The organism is Streptomyces sp. NBC_00203 (assembly GCF_045206325.1).
Lineage (GTDB): Bacteria > Actinomycetota > Actinomycetes > Streptomycetales > Streptomycetaceae > Streptomyces > Streptomyces lutosisoli.
In genome coordinates, this window is sequence record NZ_CP108126.1 from 6,974,152 (window position 1) to 6,998,908 (window position 24,757).

At 70.1% G+C, this 24,757-nt stretch carries 24 protein-coding genes; 14 read left to right on the forward strand and 10 right to left on the reverse strand.

What is annotated here, in order from left to right; all coding sequences use genetic code 11:
* The first annotated feature begins 6 nt into the window (after positions 1-6).
* Positions 7-717 carry a hypothetical protein gene (locus tag OG975_RS31320; protein ID WP_406332699.1) on the forward strand — a complete coding sequence of 237 codons (711 nt, stop codon included), beginning with the start codon at positions 7-9 and terminating at the stop codon, positions 715-717.
* A 15-nt stretch (positions 718-732) separates the two neighbouring features.
* Here OG975_RS31320 and OG975_RS31325 read toward each other — a convergent pair whose 3' ends face one another.
* Together OG975_RS31325 and OG975_RS31330 are read right to left on the reverse strand one after the other, a co-directional pair.
* Positions 733-1,278 (reverse strand): hypothetical protein, encoded by a 546-nt coding sequence (locus OG975_RS31325; RefSeq protein WP_406332700.1) that lies wholly within the window; start codon positions 1,276-1,278, stop codon positions 733-735.
* 25 nt (positions 1,279-1,303) lie between these two features.
* Positions 1,304-2,419 (reverse strand): magnesium and cobalt transport protein CorA, encoded by a 1,116-nt coding sequence (locus OG975_RS31330; protein ID WP_327431533.1) that lies wholly within the window; start codon positions 2,417-2,419, stop codon positions 1,304-1,306.
* A 563-nt stretch (positions 2,420-2,982) separates the two neighbouring features.
* Here OG975_RS31330 and OG975_RS31335 point away from each other — a divergent pair.
* Complete coding sequence (locus OG975_RS31335; protein ID WP_406332701.1) at positions 2,983-3,567, forward strand: suppressor of fused domain protein; 585 nt, start codon at positions 2,983-2,985, stop codon at positions 3,565-3,567.
* 29 nt (positions 3,568-3,596) lie between these two features.
* Here the strand turns inward: OG975_RS31335 and OG975_RS31340 are convergent, their stop codons facing one another.
* Positions 3,597-4,871, reverse strand: coding sequence for an MFS transporter (locus OG975_RS31340; RefSeq protein ID WP_406332702.1), 1,275 nt, complete (start codon positions 4,869-4,871; stop codon positions 3,597-3,599).
* 162 nt (positions 4,872-5,033) lie between these two features.
* Between OG975_RS31340 and OG975_RS31345 the strand changes: the two genes are divergently transcribed.
* The 3 genes from OG975_RS31345 (at position 5,034) to OG975_RS31355 (ending at position 7,524) form a co-directional block, all read left to right on the forward strand.
* Entirely contained in the window at positions 5,034-5,675 is a 642-nt protein-coding gene (locus OG975_RS31345) for a DUF6758 family protein (protein ID WP_406332703.1), read from the forward strand.
* Between the two features lie 167 nt (positions 5,676-5,842).
* The gene (locus OG975_RS31350; RefSeq protein WP_406332704.1) at positions 5,843-6,709 is read left to right on the forward strand and encodes a PHP domain-containing protein; all 867 of its coding nucleotides are present in this window, start codon (positions 5,843-5,845) and stop codon (positions 6,707-6,709) included.
* Positions 6,710-6,918: 209 nt separating this feature from the next.
* Complete coding sequence (locus tag OG975_RS31355; protein ID WP_330307146.1) at positions 6,919-7,524, forward strand: MarC family protein; 606 nt, start codon at positions 6,919-6,921, stop codon at positions 7,522-7,524.
* A 132-nt stretch (positions 7,525-7,656) separates the two neighbouring features.
* Here OG975_RS31355 and OG975_RS31360 read toward each other — a convergent pair whose 3' ends face one another.
* The gene (locus tag OG975_RS31360; RefSeq protein ID WP_105968294.1) at positions 7,657-7,809 is read right to left on the reverse strand and encodes a hypothetical protein; all 153 of its coding nucleotides are present in this window, start codon (positions 7,807-7,809) and stop codon (positions 7,657-7,659) included.
* Between the two features lie 226 nt (positions 7,810-8,035).
* Between OG975_RS31360 and OG975_RS31365 the strand changes: the two genes are divergently transcribed.
* Positions 8,036-8,932, forward strand: a complete 897-nt coding sequence (locus OG975_RS31365) for an NYN domain-containing protein (protein ID WP_406332705.1) — start codon at positions 8,036-8,038, stop codon at positions 8,930-8,932.
* Here the strand turns inward: OG975_RS31365 and OG975_RS31370 are convergent.
* Together OG975_RS31370 and OG975_RS31375 are read right to left on the reverse strand one after the other, a co-directional pair.
* Positions 8,929-9,831, reverse strand: a complete 903-nt coding sequence (locus OG975_RS31370; RefSeq protein ID WP_406332706.1) for an alpha/beta fold hydrolase — start codon at positions 9,829-9,831, stop codon at positions 8,929-8,931. The two genes, OG975_RS31365 and OG975_RS31370, sit on opposite strands and share 4 nt — an antisense overlap.
* 396 nt (positions 9,832-10,227) lie before the next feature.
* Positions 10,228-12,531, reverse strand: a complete 2,304-nt coding sequence (locus OG975_RS31375; RefSeq protein ID WP_406332707.1) for a DEAD/DEAH box helicase — start codon at positions 12,529-12,531, stop codon at positions 10,228-10,230.
* A 465-nt stretch (positions 12,532-12,996) separates the two neighbouring features.
* Between OG975_RS31375 and OG975_RS31380 the strand changes: the two genes are divergently transcribed.
* On the forward strand, positions 12,997-13,767 hold the full coding sequence (locus OG975_RS31380; protein ID WP_327431543.1) for a ferritin-like fold-containing protein: 771 nt from the start codon (positions 12,997-12,999) through the stop codon (positions 13,765-13,767).
* Positions 13,768-13,940: 173 nt separating this feature from the next.
* Here the strand turns inward: OG975_RS31380 and OG975_RS31385 are convergent, their stop codons facing one another.
* From OG975_RS31385 to OG975_RS31400, 4 genes are all read right to left on the reverse strand, one after another.
* Complete coding sequence (locus tag OG975_RS31385) at positions 13,941-14,210, reverse strand: hypothetical protein (protein WP_327431544.1); 270 nt, start codon at positions 14,208-14,210, stop codon at positions 13,941-13,943.
* A 233-nt stretch (positions 14,211-14,443) separates the two neighbouring features.
* Positions 14,444-14,671, reverse strand: coding sequence for a DUF3107 domain-containing protein (locus tag OG975_RS31390; RefSeq protein ID WP_028801993.1), 228 nt, complete (start codon positions 14,669-14,671; stop codon positions 14,444-14,446).
* A 190-nt stretch (positions 14,672-14,861) separates the two neighbouring features.
* Positions 14,862-15,503: a TetR/AcrR family transcriptional regulator gene (locus tag OG975_RS31395; RefSeq protein WP_327431545.1), complete on the reverse strand. Its 642-nt coding sequence runs from the start codon at positions 15,501-15,503 to the stop codon at positions 14,862-14,864.
* A 233-nt stretch (positions 15,504-15,736) separates the two neighbouring features.
* Positions 15,737-15,955 (reverse strand): hypothetical protein, encoded by a 219-nt coding sequence (locus tag OG975_RS31400; protein WP_330307152.1) that lies wholly within the window; start codon positions 15,953-15,955, stop codon positions 15,737-15,739.
* Between the two features lie 158 nt (positions 15,956-16,113).
* Here OG975_RS31400 and OG975_RS31405 point away from each other — a divergent pair, with 158 nt between their 5' ends.
* The 7 genes from OG975_RS31405 (at position 16,114) to OG975_RS31435 (ending at position 24,638) form a co-directional block, all read left to right on the forward strand.
* Positions 16,114-17,103 carry an alpha/beta fold hydrolase gene (locus OG975_RS31405; RefSeq protein ID WP_406332708.1) on the forward strand — a complete coding sequence of 330 codons (990 nt, stop codon included), beginning with the start codon at positions 16,114-16,116 and terminating at the stop codon, positions 17,101-17,103.
* Between the two features lie 8 nt (positions 17,104-17,111).
* Positions 17,112-18,830, forward strand: a complete 1,719-nt coding sequence (locus OG975_RS31410; RefSeq protein ID WP_406332709.1) for a DUF3152 domain-containing protein — start codon at positions 17,112-17,114, stop codon at positions 18,828-18,830.
* 56 nt (positions 18,831-18,886) lie between these two features.
* The gene (locus tag OG975_RS31415) at positions 18,887-18,979 is read left to right on the forward strand and encodes an Ms4533A family Cys-rich leader peptide (RefSeq protein WP_327431549.1); all 93 of its coding nucleotides are present in this window, start codon (positions 18,887-18,889) and stop codon (positions 18,977-18,979) included.
* Positions 18,980-19,200: 221 nt separating this feature from the next.
* On the forward strand, positions 19,201-20,919 hold the full coding sequence (locus tag OG975_RS31420; protein WP_406332710.1) for an ABC transporter substrate-binding protein: 1,719 nt from the start codon (positions 19,201-19,203) through the stop codon (positions 20,917-20,919).
* Between the two features lie 4 nt (positions 20,920-20,923).
* Positions 20,924-21,919 (forward strand): ABC transporter permease, encoded by a 996-nt coding sequence (locus OG975_RS31425; protein ID WP_406332711.1) that lies wholly within the window; start codon positions 20,924-20,926, stop codon positions 21,917-21,919.
* 98 nt (positions 21,920-22,017) lie between these two features.
* Positions 22,018-23,022, forward strand: coding sequence for an ABC transporter permease (locus OG975_RS31430; protein WP_406336551.1), 1,005 nt, complete (start codon positions 22,018-22,020; stop codon positions 23,020-23,022).
* Complete coding sequence (locus OG975_RS31435; RefSeq protein ID WP_406332712.1) at positions 23,019-24,638, forward strand: dipeptide ABC transporter ATP-binding protein; 1,620 nt, start codon at positions 23,019-23,021, stop codon at positions 24,636-24,638. Before OG975_RS31430 ends, OG975_RS31435 begins: the two co-directional genes overlap by 4 nt.
* Positions 24,639-24,757: the final 119 nt, after the last annotated feature.

Sequence of the window (24,757 nt, forward strand, 5' to 3'; positions counted from 1 at the left end):
AGCGCGATGTGCGCACTGGTCGTGACGGGGACGGGGCTGACGGGGTGCAGTAGTAGCGAGGATCCGGACGCGGGCACCAACGGGGTGGGGAAGCTGCCCGCCGCCACCATCCAGGCGAAGACGAAGAAGGCGGCCGAGGCCGCGGACACGGTACGGCTCTCCGGAACCGTCGTGACCAACGGGACCACGTACACCCTCGACATGCGCCTCAAATCCGACGGCGGCTCCGGCTCGGTGACCTCGAAGGGGGCGACCTTCCGGCTGCTGCGGGTCGGCGAGCACCTTTTCCTGAAGGCCAACGCCGAGTTCTGGACCCACCAGGACGGCAAGAGTGACAGCAGCTCGGCGGACACCGCCGCCGCCAAGAAGCTGGAGGGCATGTATGTGAAGGTCCCGACCGGGGACCCCGCCTACAAGCGCTTCAGCGGCTTCACCGACAAGGACGTCCTCCTGGACGGCCTGCTGACCCTGCACGGCAGCCTCGCCATGGACGGCCATCACGAGCAGTCCGGCGTCCGCACCATCCGCATCACCGCCGGCAAGGGCTCCGGCGGCTCCCTCGACGTCTCCCTGAAGGGAACCCCGTACCCCCTCCTGCTGGTCCGCGCGGGCAACGCCGGAACCCTCCGGCTCACCGACTGGGGCAAGGACTTCGCCCTGGAGGAGCCCGGCAAGAAGGAGACGGTGGACTATGGCAAGCAGCTGCCCGCGTCCTAGACGGCCGTAGCCGCCTCAGTGGCGCTTGCGCTTCTTCTTGAAGAGGAGACGGGGCAGGGCCGCCGGGATCGGCTGCCGGGTCGTCGCCGGGGTCGGCAGCGGCGGCTCGGCGAGCGAACCGTCGGGCAGTTCGGCGATGGCGCCCGACGGCTCCAGGCGCAGCACCCGGCACTCACGGGCCCAGCGCTCGGGCATGGCCTCGCCGTCGGGGGCGTTCAGACGCTTGCCCTTGAGCTCGGCGACGGCGGCCTCCCACTCCGGAGAGGCGGGGGTCAGCTCCACGACCTTCGCGGACCAGGAGACAAGACGTCCGCCCTTGTCCTTGCTGCGTACGGTGACGACCGCGCCGCCCCCGTCGACCAGACCGGGCAGCGGCTGCTCGCCGGGCCCGTCCCCGACCAGACAGGCCGCGCCGTCGTGCCACACGTGCCACAGGGCGCGCGAGGGCAGCTCCCGCCCCTGGGTGCCGGCCGTCGGTTCCCCGGCGCCCCGTACCCAGATCAGCCCGGACTTCTTCGTGGCCTCCTCGACGAGGGCCTGGTCGAGCAGCTGTTCCGTCATACGGCCAAGACTATCCAGCCCGCGTTCACAGCCAGCCGTTGCGCTTCAGGATGCGGTGGATCGAGAGACAGAGGCCGACCGTGATGCCCATGACGACCGGGTAGCCGTAGCGCGCGTGCAGCTCCGGCATGTACTTGAAGTTCATGCCGTAGACGCCACAGACCATCGTCGGTACGGCGATGATCGCGGCCCAGGACGTGATCTTGCGCATGTCCTCGTTCTGCGCGACGGAGGCCTGGGCGAGGTTGGCCTGGAGGATGGAGTTGAGCAGCTCGTCGAAGCCGAGGACCTGCTCCTGCACCCGGGCGAGGTGGTCGGCGACATCCCGGAAGTACTTCTGGATGTCGGGGTCGATCAGCCGCATCGGCCGCTCGCTCAGCAGCTGCATGGGGCGCAGCAGCGGCGACACCGCCCGCTTGAACTCCAGTACCTCACGCTTGAGTTGGTAGATCTGTCCGGCGTCGGTGCCGCGCGGCGTGCCCTTGCGGCCCGGCGAGAACACCTCGGTCTCGACCTCGTCGATGTCGTCCTGCACGGCGTCCGCGACCGCGATGTACCCGTCGACGACGTGGTCGGCGATCGCGTGCAGCACGGCGGAGGGGCCCTTGGCGAGCAGCTCCGGGTCGTCCTGGAGCCGGTGGCGCAGCGCCCGCAGCGAGCCCTGCCCGCCGTGCCGGACGGTGATGAAGAAGTCCCGTCCGGTGAAGCACATGACCTCGCCGGTCTCCACCACCTCGCTGGTGGCCGTCAGTTGGTCGTGCTCCACATAGTGGATGGTCTTGAAGACGGTGAACAGGGAGTCGTCGTAGCGCTCCAGCTTGGGCCGCTGGTGGGCCTGGACGGCGTCCTCGACGGCCAGCGGGTGCAGCCCGAACTCCCGGGCGATACCGGCGAATTCGGCCTCGGTCGGCTCATGCAGACCGATCCACACGAAGCCGCCGTCGCGGTGCACCTGACGCATCGCCTCGTGCGGCGTCAGCGGCTCGCGGGTCTCGACGCGGGCGCCGTCCCGGTAGACGGCGCAGTCGACCACGGCCGACGGGGTCCCGGGGTCACGGGTGGTGTCGTACGAGCCGCTGTCCTTGCTGCGCAGCGAGGGGCGGGGGCGGACCGCGGCACGCAGGTCACGGATCATCGACATGGCAGGCTCCTTCTCGCAACGGAGGCGGCCGGCGACGGTTGAAACTACCCGGAATGGGGACGTCCTGACTGCGGATGTTTGGTACGTCCACAAAGCGGGGAGCACCGCACCGTCGCGGTGGCAGCTTCGCTACTGATTCAGATCAGACAGATCAGGCGGAAACGAAGCGCTCTTCCGTGGTGCACCGGGACAACGCTGACACGTATGCACACGTTTGCGGGAGGCAGTAGCCAGCAAGACCCAAGAAGCGGAACCAGCTACAGAACTCAGCGACCGGAAGAGCGGGTGGTACTGCACGGTCGACTTCGGTCCATTGCAGCCCCACCTCCTCCGGTCGGTCCCCCTTGAGGGACGAGCCATCCCCCGAAGGGGAGTCCGTCTCCCTCCAAAGGGGAGCCAGATCAGTCTCAGTGCGTCGGAGCTTGAGAGCGACGCTTCTGCGTGCTGCCCCGACCAGCGGCCAAGACTATCAGCGCACTGAAGCGTCAAGCCGCCGCTTTGCCCGTTGTTGACCGCGGGGTGCGGTGCGCTCCTTGGGAATTGACGCAGCCTATGCTCGGCGCATGGCAGATGTTCTTCCTCTGGTCGAGGCCCGTTTGCGCTCCGCGCTGGGCGAACCCGACGCGCGGGCCGCGGTCACCTTTCTCGGCACCGACCGCATCGAAGTGTTGCGCTTCACAGAGGGCGACATCGTCCGCTACGCGACGCTCGGCATGTCCGCCCAGCCGATGGCGGACCCCACGGTGGTCCTCGCCGACCCGGTGAAGGGTCCGCGCGCCGAGCTGATCCTCTCGGTGCGCGCGGGCGTCGTCGACACCGACAAGGTGCTCAGGCCGCTCGCCGTGCTGGGCGCGTCCCCGCAGGTCGAGGGCCTGGTGGTGGCTTCGGGCGCCTCGCTGGACGTGGGCGAACCCCTGTGGCCCGGCGCGCCGTTCACCTCCGTCCTGGTCGCGGAGTCCGGCGGCCTGGTGGAGGACCTGGAGCTGGACGCCCCCGCCGATCCCGTACGTTTCCTGCCGCTGCTCCCGATGACACCCAACGAGGCGGCGTGGAAGCGTGTGCACGGTGCGAGCGCCCTCCGGGAGCGCTGGCTGAACGGCGGAACGGACCTGCGCGATCCCTTGCGCAAGTCCGTTCCCCTGGACTGAGCGGGGCTCAGAACCCCGGCCGGAACGGGTCAGTTGGCGAACACGGCGACACTGTCCTCGGTGGCGTGCCGGGGCTGAAGCTCCTCGGCGTCGTGCGTGAGCGCGTTCCGTCGTACGAAGACCACCACCGCACCGAGGACGGCCGTGACCGCCGCGACCACGAACGGGATGTGGATGTTGCTCCACTCCTCGATCTTCGGCGCGAAGTAGGGCGCCGCCGCGGCCGCGAACCAGCGCACGAAGTTGTACCCGGCGCTCGCCACCGGACGCGGTGCGTCCGACACGCCCAGCGCCAGCTCGGTGTAGACCGTGTTGTTCACGCCGATGAACGCACCGGACAGGATCGTGCAGACGACGGCGGTGGTGTGGCTGCCGTACCCGAGCACGAGGACGTCGGCGGCGAGCAGCACCAGCGAACCGCCGAGCACCTTGAGCGAGCCGAACCGCGCTTGCAGACGCGGGGCCACGAGCACCGAGAAGACCGCCAGCAGCACACCCCACGCGAAGAACACGGCACCCGACTTGTACGGGGTCATGTTCAGCACGAACGGGGTGAAGGCCAGCACGGTGAAGAACGTGTAGTTGTAGAAGAACGACGAGACGGCCGCCGAGGCGAGTCCGCCGTGGCCGAGCGCCTTGAGCGGGTCGAGCAGGGACGTCTTCTTCGCGGGCCTCGGCTGCTCCTTCAGGAACACCGTGATGCACAGGAAGCCGACCGCCATCAGGAAGGCGGTGCCGAAGAACGGGTAGCGCCAGCTGGCGTCACCGAGCAGTGCGCCCAGCAGCGGCCCGCACGCCATGCCGAGGCCGAGCGCCGACTCGTACAGCAGGATCGCCGCGGCGCTGCCGCCGGCCGCCGCGCCGACGATGACCGCGAGGGCGGTCGAGACGAAGAGGGCGTTGCCGAGGCCCCAGCCGGCCCGGAAGCCGACGAGTTCGCCGACCGAGCCTGAGGTGCCCGCGAGCCCCGCGAAGACCACGACGAGCGCGAGGCCGAGCAGCAGGGTCTTCTTGCCGCCGATGCGGCTGGAGACGAAGCCGGTCACCAGCATCGCGACGGCGGTGATCAGGAAGTACGAGGTGAAGAGCAGCGAGACCTGGCTCGATGTGGCGTCCAGGCCCTTGGCGATGGACGGCAGGATCGGGTCGACCAGCCCGATGCCCATGAAGGCGACGACGGACGCCCCGGCGGTCGCCCAGACGGCCTTCGGCTGACGCAGGATGCTGCCGGCTCCGGCGGCTCCGTCCTCGAACGGGTCGGCTTCGGTCGGCCCTCCTGTACTGACTCCTGTAGTGGTGCGCATGCGTGGTCCTCGCAGTCCTCGACGAGATCGTTGCCGTATGCACATAATAAGTTAGCTGACCTAATTAATGCAAGTGCCATCTAGTTTTGCGACGTGACAGGCACACGCCGGACGGGTGATCGTCCTTGACGCGGCGCAGGACGGGGAGGACCGTTGGGCCCTATGAGGGGCGAACCCAGTTGCCCGAAGTGTGGTGGCCGGGTCAGGGCTCCCGGCCTCTTTGCCGACTCCTGGCAGTGCGATGTGCACGGGAACGTGCATCCGCTGCAGCCCGTGATCCCGCCCAGCGTCGAGGCCCTCGGTGTGGTCGTGCATCACGCCCGGGTACCGGTGTGGATGCCGTGGCCGCTGCCGGTCGGCTGGCTGTTCACCGGTGCGACGTTCGCCGGTGACGACCGCAGCGGCGGGCGCGCGACCGCCGTCGCCTGCTCGGGTCCCGGCCCGCTCGGCGGCATAGGGGAGCTGATCCTCGTTGCCGAGGAGCTCGGCGTCGGCCTCGGCGCGCGGTACGCGGGCCTCGACGGGCCCGACCCCGGCCCGTACATGAGTGTCGAGAAACCGCCCCAGGCGAAGGTCCTCGCGGCCGGCCGTCCGACCCCGCTCTGGCATGTCGCCGGCACCCCCGACGACCGCGCCGTCTTCGCGGGCGAGGCGCTCGGGCTGTGGCTGTGGGCGGTCGTGTGGCCCGAGCAGTCCGGGCTGCTGATGTACGACGAGCTGGTGCTGACGGATCTGCGGGACGCGGGGGCGGAGGTGGATCTGCTCCCGTGCGGGGCGTTGTCGCCGCGGATTCTTGAGCCGTAGCGCTCCGCTGGGTTGGGCGGTGTGGGCGCCCCTTACTGGGTGCTCACGGGGCGCCCACAGAGATCTCGTAGGGGGCACTCAGCGGTTGAGGGTGTGACAGGGGAGCTTCGGATTCCCGTTATCCTTGAACGGTCCCTTCCGTTCCGTCACCGCCTGGAGTCCGCGTAGTGCGCATCGATCTGCACGCCCACTCCACCGCTTCCGACGGTACGGACACCCCGGCCGAGCTGGTGCGGAACGCTGCCGCCGCCGGTCTGGACGTCGTCGCGCTGACCGACCACGACACCACCCGCGGATACGCCGAGGCGATCGACGCGCTGCCCGAGGGGCTCACCCTCGTCACCGGCGCCGAGCTCTCCTGCCGTATCGACGGCATCAGCATGCACATGCTGGCCTACCTGTTCGACCCCGACGAGCCCACGCTGCTCGCCGAGCGCGAGCTGGTGCGGGACGACCGCGTGCCGCGCGCCCGGGGCATGATCGCCAAGCTCCAGGAACTCGGCGTGCCGATCACCTGGGAGCAGGTGGCGCGCATCGCGGGTGACGGATCCGTGGGGCGGCCGCATGTCGCGTCCGCGCTGGTCGACCTGGGCGTCGTGGACAGCGTCTCCGACGCGTTCACCGAGGAGTGGCTGGCCGACGGCGGCCGCGCCTATGTCCCCAAGCACGAGACCGACCCGTTCGAGGCCGTCCGGCTGATCAAGGGCGCGGGCGGCGTCGCCGTCTTCGCGCACCCGGCCGCCGCCAAGCGGGGGCAGACCGTGCCCGAGTCCGCGATAGCGGAGCTGTCCGCCGCCGGGCTCGACGGCATCGAGGTCGACCACATGGACCACGAGCCGGCCACCCGGGCGCGGCTGCGCGGACTCGCGGCCGACCTGGGGCTGCTCACCACGGGATCCTCCGACTACCACGGCAGCCGCAAGACGTGCGTGCTCGGGGAGTACACGACCGACCCCGAGGTGTACGGGGAGATCACCCGGCGGGCCACCGGGGCGTTCCCGGTTCCGGGCGCCGGCGGAGCCCCGCGCGCCTAGTAGCGGTACCCAGTACCGCTACCGCCTATTTACTTCTGCCGCGCACGTCCCGGATCCGGGACGTGCCCTTCGTTCCGCCGCGTTCCGCCATGCTCCGCCATGGTCCGCGGCTTCTCCCGCGTTCTGCCGCGCCTGTCCCGCCGCGCGCGCCGATCGCCTGCCCACAGCGGTAACCCCCGCTTTCACCATCCTCCGCAAGGCCATTCACCGTGTTCGACGTCGCCGTCTTCGGCTCCCTGTTCCTCACCCTTTTCGTCATCATGGATCCCCCCGGGATCACCCCGATCTTCCTCGCCCTCACCGCCGGACGCCCCGCCAAGGTGCAGAAGCGGATGGCCTTCCAGGCCGTCTGTGTGGCGGGTGGCGTGATCGTCGTCTTCGGACTGCTCGGGCACCAGATCCTGAACTACCTGCATGTCTCCGTGCCCGCGCTGATGATCGCGGGCGGGCTGCTGCTCCTGCTGATCGCCCTCGACCTGCTGACCGGCAAGACGGACGAGCCGAAGCAGACCAAGGACGTCAACGTCGCCCTCGTACCGCTGGGCATGCCGCTGCTCGCGGGCCCGGGCGCGATCGTGTCCGTGATCCTGGCGGTGCAGAAGGCCGACACGGTCGCCACCCAGGTGTCGGTGTGGACCGCGATCCTCGCCATCCACGTCGTGCTGTGGGTGGTCATGCGCTACTCGCTGCTGATCATCCGCGTCATCAAGGACGGCGGTGTGGTGCTGGTGACCCGCCTCGCGGGCATGATGCTCTCCGCGATCGCCGTGCAGCAGATCATCAACGGGGTCACGCAGGTGATCCAGAGCAGCTGACCGCCCCCCATGGACACACGCAGAGCCCCGCACGGCATCCGTAGCCGTGCGGGGCTCTGAAGTATGAATCCGGAGTCCGACTCTGCAAGTCAGAGCCAGATCAGTCCGAAGTCTGCGTATAAGTCCGCGCTGTTATGAGGCGGACGAGTCGGCCGGGCGGATCCACAGTCGCTGCCCGATGGCGGCGGCCTGCTGAACGATCCGGTTGACGGAGGCGGCGTCTACAACGGTGCTGTCCACGGGCGTGCCGTCGACATCGTCGAGTCGCATGATTTCGAAGCGCATGGGCTTCTCCCTTCGTCTGGTCATCCTCCTGAGGAGAACTACTGGTGGTGGCTGCGCGAGGCGTCGGTGCCTCCGCTTCCATAGGTAGTCAACGGGGTGCGTGTTACAAACATTCCCTACGCTAAGGAAATTTTTCGAGAACCTAATTACCCAGTGGTAAGTGATGTGGCGGAGACTGAACGGGGCCAGTTGTGTTCGCAGCGTGACCGCCGGGACAATGGAAGTGATGAACGACGACCTCGCGGCGCTCGGCGCCCGCATCGACCGCACGAACGAGCTGCTGCATCGCATGCTCGCCGAGGTGGCGAAGACGCCCTCGACCCATGCGATCTTCGTCGACGCCGGATATCTGTACGCGGCGGCGGGGCGGCTGGTCGCCGGGACGGAGGACCGCCGCTCCTTCGACCTGGACACCGAAGGCCTCATCGAGGCGCTCATCGACCGGGCCCGCACGATCTTCGCGGACAGCCGGCTGCTGCGCGTCTACTGGTACGACGGCGCACGGCGCCGCATCCACACCGCGGAACAGCAGGCGATCGCCGAACTCCCCGACGTGAAGGTCCGGTTGGGCAACCTCAACGCCAACAACCAGCAAAAAGGCGTCGATTCGCTCATCCGCTCCGACCTGGAGTCCCTCGCCCGGCACCGCGCCATCAGCGACGCCGCGCTGCTCGGCGGCGACGAGGACCTGGTGTCGGCGGTCGAGGCGGCGCAGGGGTACGGCGCGCGGGTCCACCTGTGGGGCATCGAGGCGCCCGAGGGCCGCAATCAGGCCGAGCCGCTGCTCTGGGAGGTCGACAGCCAGCGGACCTTCGACCTCGACTTCTTCAAGCCGTACGTGTCACGGCGGACCGGCCTCTCCTACGACGCGACGGCCGCGGCCCGGCCCACACGGGAGGACGTGCGCTTCGTGGGCGCGCAGATCGCCGCGAAGTGGCTGGCCGCACGGGGGCGCGAATCGCTCGTGGAACTGCTGCCCGGGCACCCCTACCTCCCCGGCTCGGTCGACCAGGATCTGCTGGTCGAGGCCGAGGGGCTGCTCCAGTACTCCCTGCGGGGACAGGCGGATCTGCGCCGGGCGCTCCGGGACGGCTTCTGGGAGCACTTGCAGGCGCAGTACTAGTCGCCTGAGCTGCCTGGTCGCCCGGTCCCCCAGCCGGCCACGCCGTCCCAGAAGTCGGCGAAGGCGCGGGCCGTCTCCAGCGGCTGATCCGTGTTGGGAGAGTGCTCTGCTTGCGCTATGAGCGTGCGCCGGGCCTCCAGCCGTACGGCCATCTCGTCCAGCAGGGCCACCGGCCAGGTGTCGTCGTACTCGCCGGAGAGTACATGCTTCGGCAGCGGGACGGCGGCCAGTTCGGCGACGCGGTCGGGTTCGGTGCACAACTGGCGGCCGGTGGCGATGAGCTGGGCGGGGCTGTTGCCCAGCCAGCGGCGCCGCAGGTCGGCGCGGTCGTCGAGCCCCGAGTCGAGCCCGCCGGTCTCGGTCTCCTCCGGCGTCTCCATCGCCTGGATCGCGTCCCACACCTCGGACATGCTCATCACGGCGAGCGCGTCCCGCAGCAGCTTGACGCGCTGCTGCTGGGTGCTGGAGATCTGGGCGGGGCCCGAGGCCATCAGAGTGAGTGAGAGGAAGGGCGACGGGTCGATCAGCACGGCGGCGCGGGAGATCAGGCCGCCGAGGGAGTGCCCCACGAGGTGCACGGGCGTACCGACGGCGGCGGCCTGTGCCAGCACGTCCCGCGCCAACTCGTCCTGCGCGTACGCCGCTTCGTCGTCCTTCGGCCCCTCGGTCTCGAACTGGCCGCGTCCGTCCACGGCCACCGTCCGATACCCCGCCGCCGCCAACGGCTCGTGCAGCGCGATGAAGTCCTCCTTGCTCCCGGTGAACCCCGGCAGCAACAACGCGGTGCCCTTCGGCGGTCCCTTCGGCTCCGCGTCCAGCACGGCGAACTCGCCACGGGCGGTCGACAGCCGACGGGCACGGACTCCGGCGGGCGGGACGAAGGTGGGGGGCCTACTCATGTCCCAGAGGCTATAGGGCGGAGCGTTTCCTCGCCCCCGCCGCCCCTACCCGTCCCATCCCGTTCATGGGGGCTCCGCCCCCAGACCCCCAAAAGATTGCGCAGTTCCCCGCGCCCCTGAACGACGGGGGTAGTTCGCCGGCTGCCGGCCGGTGGGGGTTGCTCGCGCAGTTCCCCGCGCCCCTAACGGCTCGCCCCCGGTCTTTTGTCTTTGTGTCTTTAGGGGCGCGGGGAACTGCGCGACCAGCCCCCACCGGCCCGCAGCCAACGAACCCACCCCCCGGGGTCGAAGGGGCGGAGCCCCTGGGGGATGGGACGGGTAGGGGCGGCGGGGGCGAAAACCGATGGCCCGGCCCCACCGGAAAGTGGGACCGGGCCATCAGGGTCAGGCAGGGAATCAGCTCTCCGCAGGCTCCACGGCAGCCACCGCAGCCTTGCGGGTCCGACGACGCACCGGCTTGGCCTCGGCCTCCTCGGCCACGGCCTGCGCCGGAATCTCCAGCTCGGCGGCGGCGACGGCCTTGCGGGTCCGGCGCCGCACAGGCTTGGCTTCCGCGACCTCAGCCTCGGCAGCCTCGGCGGTGTCCACAGCGACGGCGGCCTTGGCCCGAGTACGTCGCGGCTTCACCGGAGCCTCAGCGACCTCCTCAGCCACGTCGGCAACAGCCACCGCAGCCTTACGAGTACGCCGCGCCTTGACCGGAGCCTCAGCGACACCCTCGGCCGTGTCGACGACAGCCTCGGCGGCCTTGCGGGTGCGACGACGCACCGGCTTGGCCTCGGCCGCGGCCTCCTCGGCGACGGCCTGCGCCGGAATCTCGGGCTCGGCGGCGACGGCGGCCTTGCGGGTCCGGCGTCGCACAGGCTTGGCTTCCGCGGCCTCGGCCTCGACGGCCTCGGCGGTGTCCACAGCGGCAACGGCGGCGGTCGTGGCCTTGGCCCGCGTACGACGCGGCTTGGCCTCCACCTCGGCCTCGACAACCGCCTCAGCAGCCTCAACCGTCTCGACGACGGCCTCCGCTGCCTTACGGGTACGGCGACGCGGCTTGGCCGGAGCCTCAACCACGGTCTCGGCGGTCTCCACGGGGGCGGCAGCCACCGTCTCGACCGTCTCGACGACGGCCTCGGCAACCTTGCGCGTCCGCCGACGACGCGGCTTGGCCGACTCGTCGGTGACACTCTCGGCCGTCGCCACGGAGGCTTCCGTGGCCTCGGCCACCGGAGTCACCGTCGGCTCGACGACCGCCGCGCTCGCGACCGCGTCCGCCGCCCCGTTGCGCGCACGGCGACGACGCCGCGGCGTACGGGCCTCGACGGTCTCGTTGCCCTCGGCGGAGGCGGACTCGGTCGTCGCCTCCGGAGCCGGAGACCCGGACGTCTCGTCCATCGGCGCTCCGTTGCGCGTACGACGGCGGCGACGGGGCGTACGCTCCGGGCGCTCACGCTCGGCGGGCGGTGCGGACGGTGCCGACGAACGGCCACCGCGACCGCGCGGACCGCCACGGCCACCGGTCTCGCCGAGGTCCTCGACCTTCTCGGCCGCGAGCCCGGCGCGGGTGCGCTCGGAACGCGGGAGGACGCCCTTCGTGCCGACGGGAATGCTCAGCTCTTCGAAGAGGTGCGGGGACGTGGAGTACGTCTCCGGCGGGTCGTTGAAGTTGAGCTCCAGCGCCTTGTTGATGAGCTGCCAGCGCGGGATGTCGTCCCAGTCGACGAGGGTGATCGCGATGCCCTTGGCGCCCGCGCGACCCGTACGGCCGATGCGGTGCAGGTACGTCTTCTCGTCCTCGGGGGACTGGTAGTTGATGACGTGGGTGACACCCTCGACGTCGATGCCGCGGGCGGCGACGTCGGTGCAGACGAGGACGTCGACCTTGCCGTTGCGGAACGCGCGCAGCGCCTGCTCGCGGGCGCCCTGGCCGAGGTCGCCGTGGACCGCGCCGGAGGCGAAGCCGCGCTGCTGGAGCTGGTCGGCGAGGTCGGCGGCCGTGCGCTTGGTGCGGCAGAAGACCATGGCCAGGCCACGGCCGTCGGCCTGCAGTATCCGCGCGACCAGCTCGGGCTTGTCCATGTTGTGCGCGCGGTAGATGAACTGCGCGGTGTTGCGCACGGTCGCGCCCTCGTCGTCCGGCGACGTGGCGCGGATGTGCGTGGGCTGCGACATGTAACGGCGCGCAAGACCGATGACCGCGCCCGGCATGGTCGCCGAGAACAGCATCGTCTGACGGCGGGCCGGCAGCATGTTCATGATCTTCTCGACGTCGGGCAGGAAGCCCAGGTCGAGCATCTCGTCGGCCTCGTCGAGGACAAGTGCCTTGATGTGCTTGAGGTTGAGCTTCTTCTGGCCCGCGAGGTCCAGCAGTCGGCCCGGGGTGCCGACGATGACGTCGACGCCCTTCTTGAGGGCCTCGACCTGAGGCTCGTACGCCCGGCCGCCGTAAATGGCGAGAACGCGTACGTTGCGGACCTTGCCCGCGGTCAGCAGGTCGTTCGTCACCTGGGTGCACAGCTCGCGCGTCGGGACGACGACGAGGGCCTGCGGGGCGTCGGTGAGCTGCTCGGGCTGGGCCCGGCCCGCCTCGACGTCCGCGGGAACGGTGACGCGCTCAAGGAGCGGGAGGCCGAAGCCCAGCGTCTTGCCGGTGCCGGTCTTGGCCTGGCCGATGACGTCGGTGCCCGACAGGGCAACGGGGAGCGTCATCTCCTGGATGGGGAAGGGACTGATGATGCCGACGGCCTCAAGGGCCTCGGCCGTCTCGGGAAGGATGCCGAGATCGCGGAAAGTCGTAGTCAGGGTGCTGCCTCTTCTGTGTACGCGGTGCGAGGCGAGCGCGGGGGTCGTGTCGGGACCGTGCCGGGGGGACGTCGGCCGCTCTTGACCAGCGGGCCGGGTGGCATGGGACCACTGCCGACGCTCGAGCGCTCGTACCGCTGAGGGTCCCTCCGTATCGTCTGTACGCAATGTGCCGTACGGACGAGGAGGGCTGTCGGGTCGGAGCCGATCGGGCCACCGACCGGGCATCCTCATTCGTGCGGCCCGTCGAATACTCGCCGGGCGCATTACCACCATACCCCGGAATCGCGCATATGCGATGGCCGATTTGGTCACGTAGTGGTCGTCACACTGATTGACCAGGGACTTCCCTGTTGCGGTGAGCGGGCTATTGTGCGCTTCATGACGACGCCTGACAACGCCGCTGACACCCCCGCCGAGGCCCCCGACGACACCGCTCCCGCGGCCACCGGAGTCGCCGCCCAGGACTGGGACACGGCCTCCGCCGACCCCCAGTACCGCGCCGCGGTCGTGGACCTGCTCGGAGCGCTCGCGTACGGCGAGCTCGCGGCGTTCGAGCGGCTCGCGGAGGACGCCAAGCTGGCGCCCACGCTCAGCGACAAGGCGGAGCTGGCGAAGATGGCGTCGGCCGAGTTCCACCACTTCGAGCGGCTGCGGGACCGGCTCGCGGCGGTCGGCGCGGAGCCGACGCAGGCGATGGAGCCGTTCGTCGCCGCGCTCGACGGCTTCCACAAGCAGACGGCCCCCTCGGACTGGCTGGAAGGGCTCGTCAAGGCGTACGTAGGCGACTCCATCGCCAGTGACTTCTACCGCGAGGTCGCCGCGCGGCTCGACTCGGACACCCGCGGGCTCGTCCTCGCGGTTCTCGACGACACCGGGCACGCCGGCTTCGCCATCGAGAAGGTGCGTGCCGCGATCGACGCGGACCCGCGTGTGGGCGGCCGGCTCGCCCTGTGGGCGCGCCGTCTGATGGGCGAGGCCCTGTCCCAGTCGCAGCGCGTGGTCGCCGACCGCGATGCCCTGTCGACGATGCTCGTGGGCGGCGTCGCGGACGGCTTCGACCTCGCGGAGGTCGGCCGGATGTTCTCGCGGATCACCGAGGCGCACACCAAGCGGATGGCTGCGCTGGGCTTGGCGGCCTGAGCTCCCGCGGGGAGTTCGTACGTGCGGGTCGTGGTGGGCTGATCGCGCCCACGCGGCGGAGCCGCTCAATGCCACAGCCCCGCGCCCCTTATGGGGCGCCTCAGGCACGGGGCGCCTCAGGCACGGGACGCCTCAGTCACGGGGCGCCTCAGTCACGGGGCTTGCGGAACGGGCTACGCCGTCGCCGAGCGGCGGCGAAATCGCTCCGCCGGGCGGAGCAGCAGAGACAGCAGCGCCGCGGCGACCGCCGCCGCGCCGAGCATGATCACCAGGAAGTGGCCGGATCCCAGCGCGGTGTGGGTCAGGAAGGCGCCGAACAGGCCTCCGGCCACACCGGTCGACAGGACCAGGTTGCGGGCCGGAAGCCGGTGGGGGAGGCGGTACGCCGCCGCCCACGCCAGCGCGAGACCGAGCATCGCGGAGCCGAGAGCTTCCAAGAACATGGTGGGGGTCCCTCCCGCACGGCCGGTGCAAATCGGTCGTAGCCGGTCTTACCCGTGACGTGCGGAATGCAATCCTCCTCTGTGCCCGATCTGTACTCCATCTGTGTACGAGCGCGGCATCCGGCCAGGCATCCGGCAGGCGTCCGACCCGCCGACTGGCCGGACGGACGGCAGGCATGCGAAGGGGCCCGGTGACATGGTCACCGGGCCCCTTCGAGCTTCCGCTCGCCGAACTACAGCGCGCTGAATCCCACCTTGCGCTGAGTGGGCTCGCCGAGCTCCACGTACGCCAGGCGGTCGGCCGGAACCAGGACCTTGCGGCCGTGGTCGTCCACGAGGCTCAGCAGCTGCGACTTGCCTGCCAGCGCCTCGGACACCGCGCGCTCGACCTCTTCCGGGGTCTGACCGCTCTCCAGAACGATCTCGCGGGGCGCGTGCTGCACGCCGATCTTGACCTCCACGGCTTTGTCCCTCCGACGGTCAGTCATGTGCGCGTTCGTACGCGCCGTACGCAGCACACATTAGCCCGGTGAGGGGACGTACACGCTCCGCCCGAGAACGCCAGGAGCGAACAGTGGGTGGGAACAAAGTGGCGGTCAGCGATGTGCCGGTGACCTGTCCCTCGTACGTCCGCGGTGATCCGCGCCGTCGTCAGTGGTTGTCCGTGCCGTGCAGCGGGAAGCCCGCGATGCCCCGCCAGGCCAGCGAGGTCAGCAGCTGGACCGCCTGGTCGCGCGGGACGCTGCGGTCGCTGTGCAGCCAGGAGCGGGCCACCACCTGGGCCAGGCCGCCGAGGCCGGAGGCCAGGAGCATCGACTCGGCGCGCGAGAGGCCGGTGTCCTCCGCGATGACCTCGCAGATCGCCTCGGCGCACTGGTGCGTCACCTTGTCGACGCGCTCGCGGACCGCGGGCTCGTTGGTCAGGTCCGACTCGAAGACCAGCCGGAAGGCGCCGCCGTCGTCCTCGACGTACGCGAAGTAGGCGTCCATCGTCGCGCGGACGCGCAGCTTGTTGTCGGAGGTCGAGGCGAGCGCCGTGCGCACCGCCTGGAGCAGGGACTCGCAGTGCTGGTCGAGCAGGGCGAGGTACAGGTCGAGCTTGCCCGGGAAGTGCTGGTAGAGAACCGGCTTGCTGACGCCCGCGCGCTCGGCGATGTCGTCCATGGCGGCCGAGTGATACCCCTGCGCAACGAATACTTCCTGGGCGGCGCCGAGGAGCTGGTTGCGTCGGGCACGGCGCGGCAGGCGAGTGCCCCGCGGGCGTGCTGCCTCTGTCTGCTCGATGGCTGTCACGCCGCCTCCCAAAATTGTCCACATGCGGTGTGCGCCGCGCGGCCATCGTACTTTTCGGTAACCCTGGTGTGCGCGGTGCGAGCGCAGAATTTCACGGACCGGACGCGGGCGATAGGGGTGCAAACCATTCCGAACGGTGCGAGGTGGGCGCTGCGCCGCCCCGACTGCCCTGGTCAGCGGTGTCCCGGCACCGGCAGTCGCCCTCGTTTGTCACTGGTGTGCGTTCCCGTTGATCACCGGTAGTCGTCCTCGTTGATGCGTACGACCCTGGCCTGCTCGGCGATGTCCGCCTCGTTGGCGTTGAAGGGGTCGCCGACGGGCTGCGGATCGTCCTCGTCGGCCGGGTCCAGCTCGGTGACCTGCTCGGCGGCGTCGGCTTCGGGAGCCTCCGTGGCGAGGATGTCCCGGAACTGGTCGTTGAAGGTCTCGGGGTCTGTCGGATCGAGTGTCATGGTTCCTCTTCCCGAGCGGTGCGAGTGCGCTCCTGATGTACGACGAGTGCCCTCGTCTGAAGCCTAGGAGACACGCGATCCAGGCGCTATGCGATCCGGTCACCACTTGTGACGGCGAACACATGAACCACTGCGTGATCGTCTCGTAACATAACCACATGTCTTCGACCGAGCTGCCGCCCGCGCTGGCCACCACCGTCACGCCGAAGGCCAGTGCCGTCAGGGTCGCGGCGGGGGAGCGGCTGCGATCGGTGGGGCTGCCGGGGATCTCACTGACGGTGCGGTCGAGACCGCCGGCGCGTGCCGGACTGCCGCCCGCGTTGTACGTGCACGGCCTGGGCGGTTCCTCGCAGAACTGGTCCGCGCTGATGACGCAGCTCGACGGGCTCGTGGACAGCGAGGCCCTCGACCTGCCCGGCTTCGGCGACTCGCCGCCGCCGGACGACGGGAACTATTCGGTCACGGGGCACGCGCGCGCGGTCATCCGTTATCTCGACGCGGCCTCGCGCGGACCCGTGCACCTCTTCGGGAATTCGCTGGGCGGTGCCGTCGCGACACGCGTCGCGGCCGTACGCCCCGATCTCGTCCGTACGCTCACGCTGGTCTCGCCCGCGCTGCCGGAGATCCGGGCGCAGCGCACCGCGTGGCCGACCGCGCTGCTCTCGGTGCCCGGCGTGGCGCGGCTGTTCACCAGGCTCACCAAGGAGTGGAGCGCCGAGCAGCGCGTCCGCGGGGTGATGGCGCTCTGTTACGGCAACCCCAACAGGGTGACGCCCGAGGCGTTCCGCGACGCGGTCGAGGAGCTGGAGCGGCGGCTCGCCCTCCCCTACTTCTGGGACGCCATGACGCGCTCGTCGCGCGGCCTCGTGGACGCGTACACGCTGGGCGGCCAGCACGGACTGTGGCGCCAGGCCGAGCGGGTGCTCGCGCCGACGCTCCTCGTCTACGGCGGCCGCGACCAGCTCGTCGGCTACCGCATGGCGCAGCGCGCGGCCCGCTCCTTCCGTGACTCCCGGCTGCTGTCGCTGCCGGAGGCGGGGCACGTCGCGATGATGGAGTACCCGGACGTGGTGGCCGCGGCGTTCCGTGAACTCCTCGCGGACACCGACGAGTTGACCTCGTCGGCCGCCGTCGGCGCGGGGAGCTGAGGCGGGGCGTGGGACGTCACAGTCGTCGGGGGCGGGCCGGCAAGACCGACACCTCGGAGATACCCAGGGTTCCCGCACCGGGCGCGGCTCCGGCGCCGGAACCCACTCGCTCGCGTCGCGCGGCTGCTCCGCCCGCGGGCGCCCAGGGTCCGCAGAGCCCCCAGGGTCCGCAGAGCCCCCAGGGTCCGCAGAGCCCCCAGGGTCCGCAGAGCCCGCAGGGTCCGCAGGGCGCCCTGGGGCCGTATCCGCCGGTGGGCGGGGCTCCGTCTCGGGGGGTGCCGCGTTTCCCGGACGGGACTCCGGCGCATGGTGTGCCGCGTTTCCCGGACGGGACTCCCGCGCATGGTGTGCCGCGTTTCGCCGACGGGACACCGGCGCACGGCATCCCGCGTATGGCCGATGGCACTCCCGCGCGCGGTGTGCCGCGTTTCGCGGACGGGACTCCGGCGCATGGGGTCCCGCGTTTCCCGGACGGGACTCCGGCCCACGGGGTGCCCCGTTTCGCTGACGGGACTCCCGCCCATGGTGTGCCCCGTCTTCCCGACGGGACTCCCGCCCATGGCGTCCCTCGTGTGCGTGGTGGTCATCCCGAGCAGCGTGAACCGGGCGGTGGCTGGGGCGAGTTCAGGGCCGGTGGTGTGCCTCGGGGGGCGCCCCCGGGTGCCCCTCCCGGGCCCCGGATCCCCCGTCAGCGCCAGGAGACCGTGCCGGGTCCCCGGCAGTCCTACGTCGACGCCTTCGAGCTCGACGAGGACGACGACGTCTTCGCGCGCCGCGACACGGCACTCCGTGACTCGGCGTTCCGCGACACCGCACCGGATCGCGCCGACCTCTACGGTCCCGTCACCGACTGGGACACGGAGGCCGGCGAGAAGCCGCTGCCGGAGGTCGAGGAGCCGGCGAAGGGCAAGGGCGGCAAGGGGCGGGCGTTCACCGGGATCGCGGCGGCCGCCGTCACCACCGTGCTGGCCGTCGTCGTGGCCGGACAGGTCGCCACCGGGCGGGAGGACGCCGCTGTGCGTGCGCAGTCCGCAGGCGGCAGTGACCGGGAGACCGGCGACTCCGCCTCGCGCGGGGACGACCGGCCGACCCAGTCGGGGACACCGAGTGCGACGGCCGCGACGACACTGACGTACGACCAGAAGATGGGCAAGAAGTACGCGCTCGGCGCGAAGCTCAAGGGGTCGGGGAAGTTCGACGCGGTCCCCGGCTTCGACAAGGCGCCGGGCAAGGGCCGCAAGTACACCTATCGCGTCGACGTGGAGCAGGGCCTCGGTCTCGACGGCGCCCTCTTCGCGCAGGCCGTGCAGAAGACCCTGAACGACGACCGGAGTTGGGCCCACAACGGTGGTCGCACCTTCGAGCGGATCTCTTCCGGCAAGCCCGACTTCGTGATCACGCTCGCGAGCCCGGGCACCACCGCCACCTGGTGCGCCAAGTCGGGGCTCGACACGACGGAGGACAACGTGTCGTGCGACTCGGCGTCGACCGAGCGCGTCATGATCAACGCGTACCGCTGGGCACAGGGCTCCAAGACCTACGGTGACAAGATTCACGCGTACCGGCAGATGCTGATCAACCACGAGGTCGGCCACCGTCTCGGATACGGGCACGTCACCTGCGACAAGGACGGCGAACTCGCCCCCGTCATGCAGCAGCAGACCAAGTTCCTCGACCACGACGGGATCCACTGCCTGGCCAACCCCTGGCCGTATCCCGGGAGTTGACAGACGCCCCACAGGTCACGTTGACATGCGCCGAAAGTTCGTTCATATTTTTCCGCATGTCGCCTCGTCACGTCTCCGCCCGCGCCGCCATTGAGCTGGCGCTGCTCGGCGTGACCGCGCTCTGCGTGGCCGATATTCACTGTTGCTGACGCCCGCCCCTGGCGAGTGCGTCGCTGTCTTCGATTTCTTCCGTGTTGTCCGTTCGCCGTGTGCCGGCGTGCGGATCTCTCGTGGATTCCACCGGTCTCTGTCGCCGATCACGTCGGTCTCTCTCCGGTCGGATGTCGACGCCTGACGCCTTGGGCGAGCTCTGCTCTCATCCGTCTCACTCTGCGTCAATCCGTCTCACCATTCGAGAGGTCGTCTTCCGATGCGTCAACCGTCCCTCATAGCGCGCCGCGTGGCCGCGGTGTCCGTCAGCCTGGTCGTGGCAGCGGGTGCCGCCGCCTGCGGGCCGAAGGACAACGATGCCAAGGGCGCCGGTGGCGACTCCAAGCCGCGGAAGGGAGGCACGCTGACGGTCCTCAACGCCAACCCGCAGGAGGACTTCGACCCGGCGCGCCTCTACACCTCCGGCGGCGGCAACGTCCCCTCCCTCGTCTTCCGTACGCTCACCACGCGCAACCGCGAGAGCGGGGCCGCCGGCGCCGAGGTCGTCCCCGACCTCGCCACGGACACCGGCCGCCCGAGCAAGAACGCGACCGTGTGGACGTACACCCTGAAGAAGGGCCTCAAGTACGAGGACGGCAGCGCGATCACCTCCGCCGACATCAAGTACGGCATCGAGCGCTCCTTCGCCGCCGAACTCTCCGGCGGCGCACCCTACTTGAGGGACTGGCTGATCGGCGGCGCCGACTACCAGGGCCCGTACAAGGACAAGAAGGGCCTCGACTCGATCGAGACGCCGGACGACCTGACCATCGTCTTCCATCTCAACAAGCCCGAGGGCGAGTTCCCCTACCTCGCCACGCAGACGCAGTTCGCGCCGGTCCCGAAGGCCAAGGACAACGGCACGAAGTACGAGGAGCACCCGGTCTCCTCGGGCCCCTACAAGGTCGTCAAGAACGAGAACGACGGTGAGCGGCTCACCCTGGAGCGCAACACGTACTGGTCCGCGTCGACCGACGCGGAGCGCAAGGCCTACCCGGACAAGATCGACGTGCGGTCGGGTCTGGACTCGTCCGTGATCAACCAGCGGCTGTCCGCGTCTCAGGGAGCGGACGCCACGGCCGTGACGACGGACACCAACCTGGGGCCTGCCGAGCTCGCCAAGGTCTCCGGTGACAAGGAACTCGCCTCACGCGTCGGCACCGGACACTTCGGCTACACCAACTACATCGCCTTCAACCCGAAGGTGAAGCCGTTCAACAATCCGAAGGTGCGGCAGGCGATCTCGTACGCCATCGACCGTACGTCGGTGATCAACGCGGCCGGCGGGTCCTCGCTGGCCGAGGCCGCGACCACCTATCTGCCGAACCAGAAGTCCTTCGGCTACACGCCGTACGACCTCTTCCCGGCGGGCAAGTCCGGCAACTCGGAGAAGGCGAAGGAGCTGCTGAAGGAGGCCGGTTACCAGAACGGGCTCACCATCACGCTCACGCATTCCAACGACAAGGACTTCGAGACCAGCCCGGAGATCGCGACCGCGATCCAGGACGCGCTCAAGAAGGCCGGGATCACCGTCAAGCTCCAGGGCCTGGAGATCAACGACTACAAGGACAAGATCCACAGCGTCAAGACCGAGCCGGGCTTCTTCCTCGCCCACTGGGGTGCCGACTGGCCCTCGGGCGGCCCCTTCCTGGCCCCGATCTTCGACGGACGGCAGATCGTCAAGGACGGCGCCAACTTCAACACCGGCTTCCTCAATGACAAGGCGGTCAATGCCGAGATTGACGCGATCAACAAGTTGACCGATCTTGACGAGGCCGCCAAGCGCTGGGGTGCACTGGACAAGAAGATCGGCGAGCAGGCCCTGACCGTGCCCCTGTTCCACCCGGTCTACAAGCGCCTGTACGGCAGCGCCGTCAAGAACATCGTGATCAGCGACTGGACCGGCGTGCTGGACATCTCCCAGGCCGCGGTGAAGTAGCACCGTGAGCGAGGCAATCGTCGCCTCTCAGGCCCCCGGCACGGACACCGCGTCCGCGCCGGGGGCCTCGGGGGCTCGTCAGTTCTGGCGGCGGCTGCGTGCGCAGCGCGCCGCTCTCGTCGCGGCGGGCGTCGTCGCGCTGCTCGTCCTGGTCGCGCTCGCCGCACCGCTGTTCACGGCGATCGAGGGCCAGGATCCGACCACCTACCATCCGGGGCTCGTCGACTCCGCGCGCGGCGGCGTGCCGGTCGGCTCGCTCGGCGGCATCAGCGGGGACCACTGGCTCGGCGTCGAACCGCAGACGGGCCGCGACCTCTTCGCCCGGCTCCTGTACGGCGCCCGGGTCTCCCTGGGAGTCGCGTTCGCGGCCACGCTGGTGCAGGTCTTCATCGGGATCGTGGTCGGTGTCGCGGCCGGCCTGGGCAATCGATGGGTTGATCAACTGTTGAGCCGTGTCACGGACATCATCATCGCCATGCCGTTGATGATCATGTCGCTGGCGCTGCTCGCGATCGTCCCCAGCAGCTTTCCGCGGCCCGTCCTGGTCGCGCTCATCATCGGCCTGGTGGCCTGGGGCTCGACCGCGAAGATCGTGCGCGCCCACACGTTGACGCTCAAGGAGCTCGACTACGTGGCTGCCGCCCGGCTCAGCGGCTGGGGTTCCTGGCGGGTCGCCCGCCGCGAACTGCTGCCCGCGCTGGCCGCACCCGTCATCACGTACGCGGCCCTGCTCGTCCCCACGAACATCACCGTCGAGGCGGCGCTCAGCTTCCTCGGCGTCGGCGTGAAGCCGCCCACCCCGTCCTGGGGACAGATGCTCACCGCGGCCGACGTCTGGTACCAGGCGGCGCCGCAGTACCTGCTGCTGCCGGCGGGTGCGCTGTTCCTCACCGTGCTGGCACTGACCGTCCTCGGGGACGGCGTGCGCACGGCCCTCGACCCGCGCGCGGCCTCACGGCTGCGCGTCGGCACGGGACGCAAGCGGGAGGCCAAGGCATGAGCGGCTTCAAGGGGTTGAGCGGCTCCAAGGCGTGGAGCGGCTTCAAGGGGGTGAGCAGCTCCAAGGCGTGGAGCGGGTTCAAGGGGTTGACCGGTTCCCTGGGCGGCAGCGGGTTCCTGGGCTTCGCCGTACGGCGCCTGGTCGGTGCCGTCGTCACCCTGCTCGCGATCTCCGTGATCATCTACCTCGTCTTCTACGTCGCCCCCGGCAACGTCGCGCAGATCACCTGCGGCCCGCGCTGCTCGCCCGCCCAAGTGCACCAGGTCACCGAGCAGCTGAAACTCGACGACCCGCTGTACCTGCGCTACTGGCACTTCCTGGAGGGCATCTTCGCCGGCCAGGACTACTCGACGGGTACGTCGGTGCAGCACTGCGGCGCACCCTGCCTCGGCCTCTCGTACCAGAGCGACCAGCAGGTCACCCAGCTGATCTGGGCGAAGCTGCCCGTCACCCTGTCACTGGTGTTCGGCGCGATGGTGCTGTGGCTCGTCATCGGCGTCGGCACCGGTGTGCTGTCCGCGTGGCGGCGCGGCCGGATCAGCGAGCGGGTGCTGACCGGCATCACGCTCGCCGGCACGGCCACGCCCGTCTTCGTCATCGGCCTGGTGCTGATGATCATTGTGTGTGGGCAGCTGCAATGGCTGCCGTTCCCGCAGTACGTGCCCTTCACCGAGGACCCCGAGCAGTGGGCGTGGAACCTGCTGCTGCCCTGGCTGTCCCTCGCGTTGATCGAGGCCGCCAAGTACGCCCGCCTGACGAGGGCCTCGATGCTGGAGACGCTCGCCGAGGACCATGTGCGCACCTTCCGCGCGTACGGCGTGGGGGAGCGCGCGATCATCGGGCGGCACGCCCTGCGGGGCGCCGTCGCGCCGGTCATCGCGCTGAACGCCAACGACTTCGGGTCGGCGATCGGCGGTGCCGTCCTCACGGAGACGATGTTCGGGCTGCCCGGTCTCGGGCGCGAACTCGTGCACGCGGTGAGCGTCGTCGACCTGCCGGTGGTCGTCGGCATGGTCCTGGTCACCGGCTTCTTCGTGGTCCTGGCCAACGCCGTCGCGGACGTGCTGTACGCGGTGGCCGACCGACGGGTGGTACTGACATGAGCGACTCCCCTTCGGCGCCGTTGGTCGAAGTGACGGACCTCTCGGTCGAGTTCGGTGATCTGCGCGCCGTCGACGGGCTCTCCTTCACCCTGGAGAAGGGCGCCGCACTCGGGCTGGTCGGTGAGTCCGGCTCGGGCAAGTCGACGGTGGCGTCCGCCCTGCTGGGCCTGCACCGGGGTACGGGGGCGCGCGTGGGTGGTGCGGTGCGCGTGGCCGGCGTGGACGTGCGGGCGGCCTCCGACGACGCGCTGCGGGGGCTGCGCGGCGGGAAGGCCGCCATGGTCTTCCAGGACCCGCTGTCGTCCCTCGACCCGTACTACGCGGTCGGCGACCAGATCGCCGAGGTGTACCGGGTGCACGTGAAGGCGTCCCGGCGAGCCGCACGCGTGCGTGCGGTCGAGGTGCTCGACCGTGTCGGCATCCCGGACGCCGCGCGCAGGTCACGCTCCCGCCCGCACGAGTTCAGCGGCGGCATGCGCCAACGCGCCCTCATCGCCATGGCCCTGGCCTGCGAGCCGGAGCTGCTGATCGCCGACGAGCCGACCACCGCCCTCGACGTGACCGTCCAGGCCCAGATCCTCGACCTCCTGCAAACCCTGCGCGAGGAGACCGGGATGGGCCTGCTGCTGGTCACACATGACGTCGGGGTCGCCGCCGAGAGCGTGGACGAGATCCTCGTCATGCGCCACGGGCGCGCGGTCGAACACGGGCCGGTCGCGGCCGTCCTGGGCGCGCCGCGGGAGACGTACACACAGGAGCTGCTGGGTGCGGTCCCGCGCGTGGACGCGCCGCGCCGCTCGGAAGGCGACGCACCCGTGTCGGACGAGGTCGTTCTCGAAGCGGTGGATCTACGGCGTGAATTCGGGCGCAGCAAGCGGCGGTTCACGGCCGTGGACGACGTGTCGCTGGCCATTCACCGGGGCGAGACCCTCGGCATCGTGGGGGAGAGCGGCAGCGGGAAGACGACGCTGGGCCGGATGCTCGTGGGGCTCCTGGAGCCCACGACCGGCGCGGTCCGGTACGAGGGGCGCGCGCAGTCCGGTGTGAGCCCCTCCGTGCAGATGGTCTTCCAGGACCCGGTCTCCTCCCTCAACCCCCGTCGCAGCATCGGCGAGTCCATCGCCGACCCGTTGCGGGCGTGCGGGGAGCTTGGCGAGGGGCGGATCAGGGGGCGCGTGCGGGAGTTGCTGGAGCGCGTGGGGCTCGACGCGGCGCACTACGGCCGTTACCCGCACGAGTTCAGCGGAGGGCAGCGCCAGCGCGTCGGCATCGCGCGCGCACTCGCCGCCGAACCGCGCGTCATCGTGTGCGACGAGCCGGTCTCCGCGCTCGACGTCACGACTCAGGCCCAGGTGGTCGCCCTGCTCGGCGAGTTGCAGCGGGAACTCGGGCTCGCGCTGGTGTTCGTGGCGCACGATCTCGCGGTCGTACGCCAGGTCAGCGACAGGGTGGCCGTGATGCGGCGCGGGCGGATCGTCGAGTACGGGCCTGCCGACGAGGTCTACGAGTCCCCGCGGGACCCGTACACGAGGCAGCTGCTGGCCGCCGTACCGGCACTCGACCCGGAGGTCGCGGCACGGCGCCGCACCGCCCGCAGGGAGCTGGCCCCGGCGTGAGGTGGAGGGTCGGCCTCGGTCTAACGAAACGTAACTGCTTGATCCCTTAGCGCGACGGAACGCGGTCCGTACGGGAAAGTTACGACCGTTCACCCCTTTTGGTGGCGCGATGGACAACC